Raw genomic sequence first — 15,150 nt, forward strand, 5'->3', positions numbered from 1 at the left:
CCCCACTGAGCTTTACCTGCCCGCCAGTCAACGGCATCAGCCACTTCCCCCAACTTCCGCGCCGAACTGTGAGGGTTACCCACACTGCGAACCGGCCCCTTCTCGCCTAACAGTGCTCACATGGGAGGCTCCGGCAGCTCACCGAGACGACCGATAACCCGCTCCCGCAAGAGCAGATACTCACTCCACCGATACCGCGTGGGACCACCCGGCCGCTCGACAACCCGAACCGCCGCAATCGTCTGCCCCAGCCGAAACTGCTCACGAGTCAAATCGAGTTCGACACCACTACCCAACCGATTCCACCAGTGAAACCCGTGCTGCTCCCCATCGAGCCAAACCTCCCCAACCATCAGCTCACCCCCGAAGATGTCATTGACAACCAAAGCAGTGACATCACAATGCCCCCAAGCAGGATTCTCCGGCTGCCAACCCGCCCGCTCGATGTCATCCGGAGAACAGGTATCAGCAGCCCAACTCGCCCGCAGTGCCTTGTCGACTGTTATGAGATTCCAAGGAGTCACGCCCGAAGCATCTCACCTCGGTCCGACAACTGGGCGGCCGCCGATGCCGTCCATGGGCCAAATGCCTTGGTAGCAAACAGATTCCGTCCTGCCACTGTCGCATGGATGTGGCTGGCGCAGCTCGCTCAGGACGCTGCGCGTATCCGGCATCGCGTGTAGTCCTCCGCAGCCACCGCCATCCGGGACATGGCGAGCCCGGATGGCGTCCGCGGGCCTAGCGCTTCGGGATGCCGCTGTGGTCGGCGCCGACCATTATGCCGATGAGGGTTGAGGGTTCGTTGCCGTCGTTGCGCCAGCTGTGTACTACGCCGTTGAGCACTAGCGAGTCGCCTGGTTTCAGGTGAACTTCGTTGTCCTCCAAGATGAGTACCGTTTCGCCGGATAGTTGGAGGACGCAGTCGACGGTTGCGCTGGCGTGCATGCCTGCGATGCCTGGCCGGGAGCCGTAGGTGCCTGGGGGGTTCGGGTCGACCAGGAATCCGAGTTGGGCGAGGAGTTCCGGGTCGAGTAGTTCGGTGGTGTCGGTGAGTGCGTCGGGGTTGTATTTCGGGGGTAGCGCCAGCTTGATCACTTTGACTCCGCCGGGCGGCGGGAACTGCTTGTCGGTCTCGTCCGGTGCGGTGCCGTCGTTCGGGAGGGATACGGTGGCGTCGGCGCCCCAGATCGCCCAGCGCCCACCGAATTCCGGTGGCGAGATGGAGGGCACCTGTTCGTCGCGGACGATGATGGCCTTGCCGGTGCTGTCGTGGCCGGTGACGACACGACGGATGGGTTCGTAGTCTGTCATGGACCCAGCTTGCTCACGTACCGATCTTCGTGCAAGGCATATTCGATCGACCGAGCTTGGTTGAATCATGTTGAGCTGCTATGGAACTCGTGTGGCCTCGCGAGGGGGCATGCGCTCATCAGCCGCGTTGCCTACCGCGGTAGACCTCGGCCGCGATGCGCACGAACGAGCGGACCAGTGGCGACGGGCGGATCGCGGGCCACGCGAGCACCAGCGTGCTCGGCGGTCGGTCGACGACGGGAACGGTGACCAGCCCGGCAGGTATCACCTGGTCCAGCGGGGCGAGTGCTGACATGCCGTTCCACAGCACTGCCTGCAGGCACTCCTGGATGGTGCGCATCGGGGTGGCCGGGTCGGCGGCGGCCGTCGACCCGGTCCAGTACGTGCGCCATATCTGATCGGTATCCGGCGGCAGCTGCACCCATCGCCGGTCGGGCAGGTCGGCCAGCCGTACCGATGCTTGCCCGGCCAGCGGGTCATCGTCGCGGACGACGACTCCGATCGATTCGACGTGCAGGACATGGCTGCGTAGTCCGTTGTCCTCGAACGGCATTCGGGTCAGTGCGACATCGACCAGCCCGGCTCGCAAACCGGCGCTGGGATCACCCAGGTCCGCCTCGTGGATGCGCACCGACACGGTCGGGTGGCGTTCGCGGAACGCTGCGGCGATCCGTCCACCGACGAGGTCAGCGGTGTCGGCCAGCGACCCGGCGGTCAGGGTGGCGCGACCAGCGGTGGCGCGCACCCGCGCCTCGATCCGGTCGGCCTGCTCCAGCAGCGACCGGGCGTCCGCGTAGAGGAGGTGCCCCGCTTCGGTCAGCTCGACCCCGCTCGGGGTCCGGGCGAACAGGGTCACGCCGAGGTCGGCCTCGAGTTGGTGCATGGCTCGGCTCAGCGGCGGTTGGGTCATCCGGAGCCGGGCGGCGGCCCGGCCGATGTGTCGTTCCTCGGCGACGGCAACGAAGTACCGCAGTCCGCGCAGCTCCACCACCTCACCATACCGATCCGGTATCGACTGAACCACAACGGTGTTGGCCGCTCATCAGCGTCGTCACGAGGATCGAGAACGTAGCCAGTCATGAAGGGAGCAACCAACATGGACCTGCGTATCGGGGGTTTCCGTTACGACACGACCGAGGCGCTGTTCGACGGATCGGTCACGGTGCAGGGGGCCCGCAGCACCACGATGTCGACCGCGGCGACCCTGCCCGAGATCTTCGAGCGGGTGGTGGCCGACGAGGTGGACGCGTCGGAATTCGGCCTGACGTTCTTGCTGCGGGCACTCGACCAGGGTGTGCCGCTCGTTGCCGTACCGGCCTTTCCCGTCCGGGCGTTTCGGCACTCGGCGGTCTTCGTCAACACCGGCAGCGGCATCGCCGGGCCCGCCGACCTCGTCGGCAAGACGATCGGCGAGTTCGGTGTCTACGGCCAGGATCCCGGCGTGTGGATGAAGGGGATCCTGGCCGACGAGTACGGGTTTCGGCCCGAAAGCAATCGCTGGGTGATCGGCGGGCTGGAGCATCCCGCGCCGCCGTTCACCTTCACCAGCCACCCGCATCCCGACAACCTCGACATCACCGCCACCCCGGCGGGTAAGACGTTGTCGGCCATGCTCGATTCCGGCGAGATCGACGCGCTGTTCACCGCCAATGTGCCGCAACCGTTCCTGGACGGCTCACCGCACATCGGCCGGCTGTTTCCCGACTACGAGCCACTCGAACGCGACTACTACCGGCGAACGGGGTACTTCCCGATCATGCACACGGTCGTGGTTCGGCGGGAACTACTCGAGCACAACCCGGGCCTCGCCCGCGCGCTCTACACCGCCTTCCTCGAAGCCAAACAGGCTGGCGCCCAACGCTACCGGCGGTTCCGTCATCTCTACCAAACGCCATTGATGGTGCCGTGGCTCAACCCGCTGCTGGAGGCGAACGACCGGCTGGTCGGCGAGGACTGGTGGCCCTACGGGGTGTCTGCGAATTGGAAGGCGCTGGACACCTTCCTGGGCTACCACTATGAGCAGGGACTGTCGGCCCGCCGCTGGACGGTCGAGGAGATCATCGCGCCCGACCTGCTCGACACCTGACGGATCGACTCGCTAACGCGGTTTGGCGACCGTCACCCAGCGCGAGCTGTGGAACATCGCCTCGAGCGGTTCCGGGATCGGCGGCAGTTCGCGGTGGTAGCGGGCCGCGAGTTCGGGCACCTTCGCCGGGTTCGCCGACCAGCCGCGGGTAGCGAACCAATCCTCCGGCTCGATGCGCTGGTCGGTGTAGAACAGCTCGCTCAGATCTATCTCGGCCATCGGCGAGTTCTGCGTTTGTTCGGTCTGGTGCTCGGTCACCTGATCCAGATTCTGGTAGTTGCCGATCCAATCGAACGCCAGGCGGCTTCCGGGCGCCGACAGCTGCGTGACCTGCTCGAACAACCCCTCCTGGGCCGCGCCGGGCAGATATGGCAGCAGACCCTCCGCGAGCCATGCCGTTGGCGCAGACGCGTCGAAACCCGCGTCGAGCAGAGCGGTGGGCCAGTCCTCGCGCAGATCCACCGCGACCGCGCGCCGATCCGCCGACGGCTGCGCGTCGTTATCGGTGAGCACCCGGCGCTTGAATTCCAGCACCGCGGGCTGATCGAGTTCGAACACGGCCGTGCCAGCGGGCCACGGCAGCCGATAAGCACGCGCGTCCAGGCCCGCGGCCAAGATCACCGCTTGGCGTATTCCGTCGGCGGCGGCGGCGATGAAATGGTCATCGTAGAACTTGGTGCGCAGGCCGATCATGCCCGAGCCGAGCAGCCAATCATCCTGGGCCGCAGGGCCTTCGAGCATTGCAATCATCCGCTCGTGCCCGGATGCCAGGACGAAGAGCGCGGCGTACTCGTCGCGCACCAGCGGGTCGGGTTTGGCGGTCTCCATGGCCCGAGCGGCGGCAATGCCCAGTGCGGTGGCACCGACGCTGCTCACGATGTCCCAGGAATCTCCCTCAGCGCGCACGGCATTCCTCCGATAGGTAGAACCGGCTGTGGCACAGCGCAGTACGTGCGACCGGCGGCCACGGCATTATCGTATGTCCGCTGACCAAACTACCCCCATCTGGAACGACTTTCGGGGCTTGGCTTGCCTGCAGGCAGTTAGTGCAAAGCTAGGCTGAATCCCACGTGACGGACAGGAGGCTGAGGTGACCGAGACGCCGGTGGCCGAGGTGATGGCCGAGTTGGTCGCGCTCGAAGACCCGAAGGCACGCGCGGTGAACGAGAAGCATGGTGACGATCACGGCGTGAACCTCACCAAGTTGCGCGCGCTCGCGAAGAGGTTGAAAACGCAGCAGGAACTTGCGATAGAGCTCTGGCAGACGGGAGACACCGCGGCTCGACTGCTGGCGATCCTGATCTGCCGCCCGAAGGCCTTCGAACGCGACGATCTGGACGTCATGCTGCGCGAGGCCCGCATACCCAAGGTGCACGACTGGCTCGTGAACTACGTGGTGAAGAAGAACCCGCACGCAGAAGACCTGCGCCAGGCCTGGTTTGCCGATCCGGATCCAGTGGTGGCGAGCGCAGGCTGGGCCTTGACCACCGAACGCGTCGCGAAACAGCCCGAGGGCCTCGACCTCGCCGAACTACTCGACCTCATCGAAGCCGAGATGAAGAACGCCCCAGATCGCCTGCAATGGTCCATGAACCACTGCCTGGCCCAGATCGGAATCGAACACCTCGGCCACCGCGCCCGCGCGATCGCCATCGGTGAACGTCTGCAGGTACTCGCCGACTACCCGACCCCACCGAACTGCACGTCTCCGTTCGCACCTACCTGGATCACCGAAATGGTGCGTCGACAGAACGGCAAGTAGGAGGTCTGGGCCAGCGAGATGCGTTGCGACTCAGTGTATGTCGACGTGGATATCAGCTGTCGGAGGTGAGCGCGGTGCCTGCGGTTCGGCGGCGTTGGGCGCGGTGGGCGAGTGCATCGATGATGCGTTGCCAGGCCGGTGATGCTTCGGAGATTCGGGAGGAGACCAGCTTCAGGGTTTCGGGCTGGGTGCTGTCTCGTTCGTATTTGATTTCCCAGGCGTCCAGGTCATCGATGAGATCGTCGAGGCGGGGGTCGTCGGGATCCCAGTCGACCGATTGGTCGCAGGCGAGGATCAGGCGGGTTGTTTCGGGGTCGTCGAGGCTGGCGTTCTTGGCCCGTATTCGCCGAGGCATGGCGCTTGGGTCGAGTGCTTGCAGGAGAATCCATGAGTCGCGCTCGAGTCGGGCCCGCAGTTCGCTGACTCCGAGGCTGCGCATTCGGTTCAGGATGGCGACCACGTCGGGGGGTAGGACAAGCCTTTCGCCGCTGGCCAATTCGGCTATCCGGCTGCGGTATTCGGTGAGCTGGTCGATCTTGCGCTGTAATTCGGCGTCGATGTCGGTGATGGCCGAGTCGAACTCGGTCGGCTGTGCGTGCAGCAGCGCGTCGATGCGGGCCAGGGGCACACCGGCATCGGCGAGGGTTCTGATCCGGATGAGATCGACCGCCGCTTGCGCGCTGTAGCGGCGGTAGCCGGAGGCGTCGCGCTCGGGCTCGGGCAACAGGCCGACGTGGTGGTAGTGGCGGACGGTGCGCACGGTCACGCCGGCGGTTGCCGCCAGTTGGCCGATCGTGAGCACCGCCCTCCTCAGGTCTTCGTGAAACGTGTTCGTGCCGAGTCTAGGGGGACGGCGGGGTGGGGGAATTCAGTGGCGAGCAGCCCGGTCGATGACGTCGCGGATCGCCTGCACGACGGCGTCGGGGCGGTCGAAGCAGAGGCGGTGGTGGACGGTGTCGGTGAGGATGCGTTGTTCCCCGTGTGAGACCGCGCTCACCACGGCGGCGTCCATTCTCTTTCGGCCGTCGTGCATCTGCTGCAACGTCTCCGCCTGCTGGGTGGGGTCGGGGCCCACCGCGCTGAGAGCGACCAACGGGACGTCAGGAAGGTTCGCCCCGGCGCGCAGTTCGGTGGCGACGTCGGTCAGGCCGCCGCGCTCGGCGATGCCGACGCGCAGCCATTCGTCACTCACCCGGGCGTCGATCAGCGGTTGCCGGATGTGCTCCGGGTAGTCCGCGTACAACTCGGCGTGCATCTCGCGCAGGGCCGGGCGCAGCCGTGCGAGCTGCTCGAAATCGGGTCCCATCTGCTCGGCTGCGGCCAATTGCATTGCGGGCGGCATGAACTCGTCCCAGTCACGATGCAGTCCGTCCAGCCAGACCAGTCCGGCCACGTCCTGCGGATACAGCTGTGCGAACCGATGCGCGTAGAAGGCGCCGAGCGAGTGTGGCGCGAGAATGTATGGGGCGGGGATGTTCTCGGCGCGCAGCAACTCGCGCAGTTCCGTGGCGACCGCGGTGGCGGTGCGCGGCAGGGCAAGCGGATCGCTGTAGCCCGTGCCGCCGCGGTCGTACACCACGGCGGTGGTGAACTGCGAAACCTGTTGCTGCACAACGAAATAGTCCAGTCCGACCGCGCTCGCACCTGGCAGGAACACGACGCCCGGTCCGCCGCTACCCGAGCGATGCACGAAAACGCGGCGTCCGTCGATCTCCTGAAACCCTCCGATCGGCGGCGCGAGCCGCTCCGAGGAAGTGATGTTGTTCGTCATGCGACAACCCTCCAACCCTGACGCAGGGTCAGGGTCAAGTCCTCAGCTAGTGCATCGCATGGGTGCTGGGTTTCGGTTGTCGATTGGGCAAACTGGCGACAGTGGTGTTGCCGGTGACCTGGGCCAGTGCCCACAGAACCAGTGCGGCGAGGGAGTAGGCCGCGCCTACCCAGCAGGAGGCCGACCATCCCCAGGGGCTGTACGCCCAGGTGGTCGTGATCGCACCGAGGGCGGATCCGAGGGAGTAGAAGGCCATGTAGGCGCCGATGACGCTGCTGGCGTGGTCCGGGTGCTTTGCGGTCAGTAGGTGTTGGCTGCTGACATGTACTGCTTGGACGGCGAAGTCGAGCAGCACGATGCCGATGATGAGCATTCACAGGGTTGTTTCGGTCCGGGCGATGAGTAGCCAGGAGGCGCTGTGCAACACCAATGCGGAACCGGTGATCACTTGTGCGCGACCGGAATCCGCCCATCGGCCCGCGCGGGCGGCGCCGAGTGCTCCGGCCAGGCCTACCAATCCGAACAGCCCGATCTGGGTGGTGCCGAAACTCCAAGGGGCGGTGCTGAGAGGGAGGGCGAGGCCGCTCCAGAGGGTTCCGAAGGATGCGAAGAGGAAGAAGGTGATCAGTCCTCGGTTCAGGAACAGGCGATCCGTGGGTGCGAGGCGTCCCATCGATGCCAGCACCTGTGCGTACCGTGCGCCGGGAGTTCGGTGGTCCGGGTAGAGCGTCGTGTGGACGATGAGGGCCAGCGCGACGCAGAGCGCGGCGAGTAGCGCGTACACCGCACGCCAGCCGACCGTGTCGCCCAGGACGCCCGCGAGGACGCGGACGCCGAGGATGCCGATCACCACACCGGAGGTGACCGCGCCGATGTTGCGGCCCCGCTCGCTCGGCGCGGAGACGGCGGCGACATAGGCGACGGTCACCTGAACGACGACCGCGAACAGGCCCGCGATCGCCAGTCCCGTCACCGCGATGGCACCGTTCGGCGCGACAGCAACGACTGCGGCTCCAGCGGCGGTGAGTACGAGATGCACGGTGATGAGCCGACGACGATTCAGCACGTCGCCGAGCGGGACCAGCAGGACGAGCCCGGCGAAGTAGCCGACCTGCCCGGCGGCGACCAGCCAGCCGAGCGACCCACGCGCCAGTCCGAGGCTGGTGCCTGCTGCTTCCAGTACCGGCTGGATCGCATAGATCGTCGACACGGCCACCGCGCACACCAGCGCCAAGACGAATCGCTGCGATCGGGTGACTGTTGGTGCCACCGCACCTCCCAATTTAGTAGCAAAATGCAACCATTGGAGCGTAGGGCATAATGGTTTCGAATTGCAACCAATCGGGTGGAGGCTCATGACCACGACGCTCGGCTCCGGCCGCGACTGGACCGACCCCACCTGCCCGGTCGCCCGAACCGTCGACCTCGTCGGCGACCGGTGGAGCCTGCTGATCGTGCGCGACGCCATGGACGGCGCGGCGAGCTTCACCGACTTCCAGCACCGCCTCGGGATCGCCCGGAACATCCTCACCGACCGCCTGCGCAGGCTCGTCGAGCACGGCATCCTCGCCACCAGCGTCACCCCCGGCGGCAAGCGGCACAGCTACGAACTCACCGAAGCGGGGCGGGATCTCTTCACCGTCGTCGTGGCGTTGCGTCAGTGGGGCGAACGCCACGCCTTCGCCGACAACGAACCCCACTCGACCCTCATCGATCGTGACGGCGATCCGCTCACCCGACTGCGCGCCGAAAACCGCGAGGGCAAGCTCGTCACTGCGGCAACAACCCGAGTTCGCAAGGTAGGTGAACCCTCGGAGGCGTGATCGCGGCCGGGCATATGCACAACAGACGAGGTCGATATCCCTCAACTCTGTCAATGGTGGCCCGGGGAACGCGCGTGATGTGATTCACCGGATACCACCCATCCGGGGAAAACGCGCAGGAGTCGGCATATGAGGTACACATTTCGGAGTTTCCACCGCGTGGGTATTCCGGGCGGAAAGTGTGTGCCAGTGGTCGCGGTATTGCTCGGTATTGCCTTGGCGGGGACGGCAATACCGGCCGCTCAGGTGACTGCGGCCCCGGCCGTAGGACCAGTTTCCATCGCCCCCAATGGTTTCGGCCTGCCTGCGGGTTACACGCCGAGTGAGAGCAAGTACCAGTCCGGCTACGACATCGTCGAAAACGTTCGAATGAGCGACGGCACCGATCTACACACGACGATCCGGTTCCCATTGGATCCGGTTACGCACCAACCAGCGGTAGGCCCGTTTCCCGTGGTGCTGTCGGTGACACCGTATGGCGCGTACAACGGCGCCTTGGTGGCCGCGATCGGCGGTGTTTTCGAGGAATACAAGATTCCGGTGCCCGGCGATCTCGGTCCGGTCATCAACTCGGTGCTGCAAGAGGTGAGCGCCCCGGTCGATCTGGTCAATCGCGGCTATATCAACGTCATCGCCGATGTTCGCGGCACCGGCGCGTCCGGCGGCCAATGGTCGCCGATCAGCGCACGAAGCGCCCAGGACGTCGCCGAGCTCGTCGACTGGAGTGCGAAGCTGCCGAACGCCAACGGCAAGGTCGGCATGTTCGGCTACTCCTTCCCCGGTGTCGAAGCGATGCATGCCGCCACGACAATCGGCGAGAACTCCCCGCTGAAGGCGATTTTCGCGATGAATACCGACTACGACGTGGTCCAGTCCGTCTTCGGCGACGGCATCTGGGCCCCGTTGATCTCGCTGTTCGTGGTGATCTGGCCGGGACTCTGGCTCCAGTACGCCAACCTGTGGGAAGCAACGCTTGTCGAGCCACTTCGGTTGCCCGGCTTGATCATCGACCGCCTCAAAGGACTCATCGGCGACGACGGCCAGGGCGTTCTCGGCCTCGCGGCCAACCTGCTGACTCAGGGCATCTACGCGGATAACCCGATCGTCGGCAACCGGCTGCTGTCCGAGAACATCGCCGATATCGTGCACAACGACGTAGCTGTCTACGCCGTCGGCGGCGACTCCGACATCTTCCAGGGCGCGGTTTTCCAGATGTATGCGGCATTGCAGAATGCCGCCGCGGGCCGTGATCCCTACGGGCCGATGGATTCCCGAATCAAGCCCGATCCGCGTTATCAGGTGCTGCAAGGTCCCTGGCAGCATGTCACCACCGGCTTCGCCCCGGCCGGGAAGATCCGCACCGAGGAACTCACCGCCGCCTGGTTCGACCATTGGCTCAAGGATATCGACAACGGTGTCGGTCTAAATGACAAGCTGGTCAACGTCATCGATAACAACGGCAACGCATTGAGCACCGCGAGTTATCCCTTCACCGAGGCCACGCCCACCAAGTTCTACCTGGACGGGAACCGGTTGACCGACACACCGGTGTCCGGCGACCAGCCCTCGGATCGTTGGGACTACTCCTTGGTCAACAATCCATGCGGCAGAGAACTGGGCAAGGCGACCGGTGGCGTCTTCGAATTCCTCTTCAATCTGTTGAGCCTCGGCAATGTGCACGAACCGTGTTCGCAATCGGAATTCGGGCCGCAGCACGGATTGACCTACACCACAGCACCATTCGATGAATCCATGGTGCTCGCCGGACCGATCACCGCCGACCTGTTCGCGAGTTCGACCACCGCCAATGCGCTCTTCCAGGTGGCTGTCGAGGACGTCGGCCCGGATGGCTCGGTCCGGCAACTCACCGATGGTTCGTTGATGGCCACGCGCCGAGCGGTCGACGAGGACAGATCGTGGAAGACCGACGACGGAACCATCTACGCGGTGATCCACCCCAACACGACGACCTCGACGCAGCCGGTCGCCCCCGGGGTGGTCACCGAGTATCAGGTGCGGGTCTTTCCCACGTTTCAGAAACTCGAACCGCAGCATCGGCTGCGTGTCCGAATCTCCAGTGGCAGCTTCCCGTCCACGATGCCGCTACCGCAGGACATTCCCGGGCTGATCGGGTCGTCGGTGCAGATCGAGCACTCAGCCCAGTACCCATCGAAAGTAGTGCTGCCACTTGGGCCGTCCGACAAGGTGGCCTGGAAGTAGCCTGGTCATCGGCTCGACGAACCCTGCTGGTCGTGGGCCGCTGCCGTCTCACGGATGGCGGTGGCGACGGCTCGGAAGTCCTTGCGCAGGATGTGCGAGTGGTTGCTGGGGACTTTCGCGCTGACCTGGATGTTCTTGTTGTGGGCGAAGATTGGATCGAGTGAGGCGCGCGCGGCTTCCATTTCCTCTTGGCCGCCACCGAGATTGGATCCGGTGGCCAGGACGTAGCGCATCGGGCAGGTCACGTTGTCGAGGACCGGTGCGAGGGCGGCGTGCAGTTCGTTCGCTTCGATGTTGACGTCGGCGTGCTGCTCGGCGCTCATTCGCGCGGCCAGGCCGAGCGGACGGGCCAGTGGCAGCAGGAATCGCATCTGGTGGAACAGCTTTCGGATTCGCTCGCGGCCGTCCTCGCCGGTCAGGCCGTAGGGCATCGCGCCGTCCACGGAGACCACGCCGCGGATGCGGTCGGGATTGCGCTCGGCCCAGTGCGCCGCGAGCAATGCGCCGTAGGACCAGCCGACGAGGATCGGACGCTCCACGCCGGTGGCGTCGAGGACTGCATCGATGTCTCGCAGACATGCCTCGAAGGAGTAGTCCGCCGACTGCTTCGACTTGCCGCGGGCGCGCTCGTCGTAGCTGATGTGCCGGTACTCGGCGCCGAGTTCGGCGATCAGGTGCCGCCACGGGCGTCGGTCGGCGTAGGAGCCGTTGAGGTAGACGATGGGGAGGCCGGGGCCGCGGGTGTCGGTTACGGATAGGGCGGTGTCGTCGATCGGCACCAGGCCGGTCCAGGTCGAGTCGGTCGCGTTGTTCGGTGTGCTGTTCATGTGGACTACTGTCGCGAGCTCGGCTGACACCGGGCTGACGTTGACCTGACATGGTCGCTGACACGGTGTTCGGCCACGTCACAGCTGGTCGCCGCCGCGATCCTGGATGCCGCGGTTCAGGGGAGCCCGGCGCGCAGGGCGGTCACACGGTCGACGGCGGCGGTGAACGCGGCGGGGTCGAGTTGGCCGCTGGTGTAGGCGTCTGCCAGGGCGGTCGTGGCGCCTTCACCTTGGCTGATGTCGCGAGCCGAGCACAGGATGAGGTCCATGCCTGCGGCCGCTGCGGCGGTGGCGCGTTGCCCGGTGGTCCCGAACGAGTCCAGCGCCCCTGCCTCGATGGCGTCGGTGATGGTGACGCCGGTGAAGCCGTTGCGGGCGCGTAGTTCCTGGTTGACGATCGTGGGTGACAGGCCAGCAGGGAGGACGGGGTCCAGGTTCGGATAGATGGCCCAGGACAGCATGACCAGCTTCACCCCGGCGGATATCGCTGCCGGGTAAGGGAATTCGTCGACGGAGCGCAGTGTGGACGCGCTCACGGGGAGAGTGACCGGGCCGAGGTCGGTGTTCTGGCCGTTGGGCGCCGAGCCGAGGCCGGGGAAGTGCTTCGCGGTGGCGGCAACGCCGGTGGCCTGTTGTGCGGCGGTGAACGCCAGCCCCAGCGTGGCCACCAGAGCGGGGTTGTTGCTGAAGGAGCGTTGGGTGCGATCGATGAAATTGCCAGGCGTGTCATAGACATCCAGCACCGGGGCGAGGTTGACGTTCATCCCTACCCCGCGCAAGTTGCGCCCCGCACCGATACCCGCATCGATGGCGGCGAGCACCGGATTGGCCGACTGGCCAACCTGTTTCGCCGACAGCACCGGATCCCCGGGCAGCCGCCGCACCAGTCCGCCCTCCTGATCCGTCATCAACAACAGTGGCACCGAGATGGGGCTTTCCGCCTGCGCCTGCCGCAACTGCCCGACCACTCCGGCAATCTGAGCCGCGCTGGAGATGTTCTCCCCGAAGAAGATCACCCCGGCGGCCTGACCATTGCGGATGGCGTCGAACAGGACCGGCGGCGGAACCAAACCCGGATACGAATAGATCACCCGCTGCCCGGCCAACTGCAGCGGCGTCAGTCCCGCCGCCTGCGACCCGGACGCCGCAGCCACCTGCATCGCGGCGACCAAAACGCATACGAACAGCGCAGCCAAACGTCTGTGCCAGCAACGGAGTTCGACCGAAATGGTTGGCTGCGGCATCACCGACTCCTTCCACCCACGCAACTCAATGGTCGCGCATCGGACGGCGCGACGCGAGCCCCAACGACTAGCCTGGGCCGCGTGACCGTCACAGAGATGCCCTTCGGATCGTGGCCGACCTCCATCACCTCCGAATTCGTTGTCACGGCCGCGGTGCGGCTGTCGGAGGTCCGGGTGGACGGGACCGATGTCTATTGGTCGGAGGGACGTCCCAGCGAGGGGGGCCGGACCCAGATCGTGCGCCGCGGTGCCGACGGCACCGTCGCCGACCTGCTGCCGGAGGGTATGGACGCGCGCACCGCGGTCCACGAATACGGCGGCGCGGCATGGTGGGTGCGCGATGGCGTGCTCTGGTTCACCAACTGGGCCGACCAGCGGTTGTACCGGCTCGAGACCGGTGGTGTGCCGGTGCCGCTGACCCCGGTCCCGGCCGCGCCCCGCGGCGACCGGTATGGCGACGGCGAGCTCGCCCCGGATGGCACTGCCGTCGTGGCTGTCCGCGAAAGGCATCCGGTCGACGGGCATGGCGCGAGCGATGTTCGCAACGAGATCGTGCGGTTGTCGGCGGACCGTGCGTCGGAGCCGGAAGTCCTGGTGACCGGACCGGATTTCGTCGTCGCGCCCCGGCTGAGTCCGGATGGGGGTTCGCTCGCCCTGGTGTCGTGGGATCACCCGTCCATGCCGTGGGACGACACCGTGCTGCGGGTGCGTGATCTCGCGACCGGCGCCGATACCGTGGTCGCGGGCGGCCCGGGCGAATCGGTGATGGAACCGCGCTGGCAGCCCGACGGCTCGCTGCTGTTCCTCTCCGACCGCAGTGGGTGGTGGAATCTCTACCGCTGGACATCCGGCGATACGGTCACCCCGGTGATCGAGCTGGACGCCGAGATCGGTATGCCCGCTTGGCAATTGGGGTCGGCACGCTACACCGTTCTCGACGACGGCGGCATCGTGTTCGCCCGCTGGCGCGACGGCTACGACGGCCTCGGATTACGCAGGCCGGACGGCTCGGTGGTCGACCCGGACCTGCCTTTCTCGACCATCACCGCGATTCAGCGTGCCGGTACGAACGCCGTCGTCGTGGTGGCGGCCACTCCGACTACCGAATTCGGTGTGTACCGCATCGAATTCGGCGACGGCACAACACATATCGAGCTCCTCCGTGCGCCGCGGGAACTCGACCTCGATCCCGCGTCGGTCTCGGTGCCCGAGCCGATCTCGTTTCCCTCGACGGACCGCAGCGGCGCGCCACGGACCGCGCACGCGCTGTTCTACCCGCCCGCGAGCCACCGTTACGGTGGCCCGGCCGGCGAACTGCCACCGCTGTTGGTGATGATTCACGGCGGCCCGACCTCCTCCGCGCTACCGGTGCTGTCGCTGGGCACCCAGTACTGGACCAGCCGAGGATTCGCCGTCGTCGACGTCAACTATGGCGGCTCCACCGGATACGGCCGCGAATACCGTGAACTGCTCAAAGACGCGTGGGGAGTCGTGGATGTAGCCGACTGTATGGCCGCGGCGAGCTGGCTCGGCGAGCACGGCCGGGTCGATGCACAGCGACTCGCCATCCGCGGCGGCTCGGCAGGCGGCTACACGACGCTCGCCGCGCTGGCCCGGACGGACACTCCGTTCGCCGCCGGTGCGGACCATTTCGGCGTCGCCGACCTCGAGGCGCTCGCCGCTGACACCCACAAGTTCGAAAGTCGATACCTCGACGGTTTGATTGGCGAATATCCGGCCAGGCGCGACATCTACCGCGAGCGGTCGCCGATCCATCACGTCGACCGGCTGCGCAAACCGCTGATCGTGTTGCAGGGCAGCGACGACCCGGTGGTGCCGCTCAATCAGTCGGAGATGATCGTCGAGGCACTGCGGGAGCGGCGAATCCCGGTGGCCTTCTTAGTCTTCGAGGGCGAGCAGCACGGCTTCCGCCGCGCGGAGAACATCCGCCGGGCGTTGGACGCCGAGTTGAGTTTCTACGGCCAGGTTTTCGGGTTCAAGACACCACCGGCGGAAGGTATCGAGCCGGTCACCGTCGAGAACCTGGACTAGCTCGTCCGGCCCCGTCGAACCGGCGGGTAGGGCAGCGGTGTGCGAGCATCGGTC

The 15,150-nt window shown here is 66.0% G+C and carries 15 protein-coding genes; 5 read left to right on the forward strand and 10 right to left on the reverse strand.

The window, feature by feature from the left end; translation table 11 throughout:
- Positions 1 to 116: 116 nt before the first annotated feature.
- The 3 genes from ACQPW1_RS19070 to ACQPW1_RS19080 all read right to left on the reverse strand — a co-directional run bounded on the left by ACQPW1_RS19070 (position 117) and on the right by ACQPW1_RS19080 (position 2,299).
- Positions 117 to 524: a YunG family protein gene (locus ACQPW1_RS19070; protein WP_433664033.1), complete on the reverse strand. Its 408-nt coding sequence runs from the start codon at positions 522 to 524 to the stop codon at positions 117 to 119.
- Positions 525 to 738: 214 nt separating this feature from the next.
- Complete coding sequence (locus ACQPW1_RS19075) at positions 739 to 1,311, reverse strand: cupin domain-containing protein (protein WP_433664034.1); 573 nt, start codon at positions 1,309 to 1,311, stop codon at positions 739 to 741.
- Positions 1,312 to 1,429: 118 nt separating this feature from the next.
- Positions 1,430 to 2,299, reverse strand: coding sequence for a LysR family transcriptional regulator (locus ACQPW1_RS19080; RefSeq protein WP_433664035.1), 870 nt, complete (start codon positions 2,297 to 2,299; stop codon positions 1,430 to 1,432).
- Between the two features lie 108 nt (positions 2,300 to 2,407).
- Here ACQPW1_RS19080 and ACQPW1_RS19085 point away from each other — a divergent pair, with 108 nt between their 5' ends.
- Entirely contained in the window at positions 2,408 to 3,397 is a 990-nt protein-coding gene (locus tag ACQPW1_RS19085; RefSeq protein WP_433664036.1) for a 4,5-dihydroxyphthalate decarboxylase, read from the forward strand.
- 12 nt (positions 3,398 to 3,409) lie between these two features.
- Here ACQPW1_RS19085 and ACQPW1_RS19090 read toward each other — a convergent pair whose 3' ends face one another.
- A complete protein-coding gene (locus tag ACQPW1_RS19090) occupies positions 3,410 to 4,303 on the reverse strand; it encodes a class I SAM-dependent methyltransferase (protein WP_433664037.1) in 894 nt (297 codons plus the stop codon).
- Between the two features lie 211 nt (positions 4,304 to 4,514).
- Here ACQPW1_RS19090 and ACQPW1_RS19095 point away from each other — a divergent pair, with 211 nt between their 5' ends.
- Positions 4,515 to 5,159, forward strand: a complete 645-nt coding sequence (locus ACQPW1_RS19095) for a DNA alkylation repair protein (RefSeq protein WP_433665282.1) — start codon at positions 4,515 to 4,517, stop codon at positions 5,157 to 5,159.
- 52 nt (positions 5,160 to 5,211) lie between these two features.
- Here the strand turns inward: ACQPW1_RS19095 and ACQPW1_RS19100 are convergent, their stop codons facing one another.
- The 4 genes from ACQPW1_RS19100 to ACQPW1_RS19115 form a co-directional block, all read right to left on the reverse strand.
- Positions 5,212 to 5,961, reverse strand: coding sequence for a MerR family transcriptional regulator (locus ACQPW1_RS19100; protein WP_433664038.1), 750 nt, complete (start codon positions 5,959 to 5,961; stop codon positions 5,212 to 5,214).
- A gap of 66 nt (positions 5,962 to 6,027) precedes the next feature.
- Positions 6,028 to 6,930 carry an alpha/beta fold hydrolase gene (locus ACQPW1_RS19105; protein WP_433664039.1) on the reverse strand — a complete coding sequence of 301 codons (903 nt, stop codon included), beginning with the start codon at positions 6,928 to 6,930 and terminating at the stop codon, positions 6,028 to 6,030.
- Positions 6,931 to 6,976: 46 nt separating this feature from the next.
- Entirely contained in the window at positions 6,977 to 7,303 is a 327-nt protein-coding gene (locus ACQPW1_RS19110) for an MFS transporter (protein ID WP_433664040.1), read from the reverse strand.
- Complete coding sequence (locus ACQPW1_RS19115; protein WP_433664041.1) at positions 7,304 to 8,200, reverse strand: MFS transporter; 897 nt, start codon at positions 8,198 to 8,200, stop codon at positions 7,304 to 7,306.
- A gap of 85 nt (positions 8,201 to 8,285) precedes the next feature.
- On the opposite strand from ACQPW1_RS19115, the gene ACQPW1_RS19120 reads away from it, so the two are divergent.
- Positions 8,286 to 8,753, forward strand: coding sequence for a winged helix-turn-helix transcriptional regulator (locus ACQPW1_RS19120; protein ID WP_433664042.1), 468 nt, complete (start codon positions 8,286 to 8,288; stop codon positions 8,751 to 8,753).
- 129 nt (positions 8,754 to 8,882) lie between these two features.
- Positions 8,883 to 10,973, forward strand: coding sequence for a CocE/NonD family hydrolase (locus ACQPW1_RS19125; protein WP_433664043.1), 2,091 nt, complete (start codon positions 8,883 to 8,885; stop codon positions 10,971 to 10,973).
- A 5-nt stretch (positions 10,974 to 10,978) separates the two neighbouring features.
- Here ACQPW1_RS19125 and ACQPW1_RS19130 read toward each other — a convergent pair whose 3' ends face one another.
- Together ACQPW1_RS19130 and ACQPW1_RS19135 are read right to left on the reverse strand one after the other, a co-directional pair.
- Positions 10,979 to 11,800, reverse strand: coding sequence for an alpha/beta fold hydrolase (locus tag ACQPW1_RS19130; protein WP_433664044.1), 822 nt, complete (start codon positions 11,798 to 11,800; stop codon positions 10,979 to 10,981).
- Between the two features lie 116 nt (positions 11,801 to 11,916).
- Positions 11,917 to 13,044 (reverse strand): glycoside hydrolase family 3 N-terminal domain-containing protein, encoded by a 1,128-nt coding sequence (locus tag ACQPW1_RS19135; protein WP_433664045.1) that lies wholly within the window; start codon positions 13,042 to 13,044, stop codon positions 11,917 to 11,919.
- Positions 13,045 to 13,125: 81 nt separating this feature from the next.
- Here ACQPW1_RS19135 and ACQPW1_RS19140 point away from each other — a divergent pair, with 81 nt between their 5' ends.
- Positions 13,126 to 15,096: a S9 family peptidase gene (locus tag ACQPW1_RS19140; protein ID WP_433664046.1), complete on the forward strand. Its 1,971-nt coding sequence runs from the start codon at positions 13,126 to 13,128 to the stop codon at positions 15,094 to 15,096.
- Positions 15,097 to 15,150 lie beyond the last annotated feature (54 nt).

This window comes from Nocardia sp. CA-128927 (assembly GCF_050955855.1).
Classification (GTDB): Bacteria; Actinomycetota; Actinomycetes; order Mycobacteriales; family Mycobacteriaceae; genus Nocardia.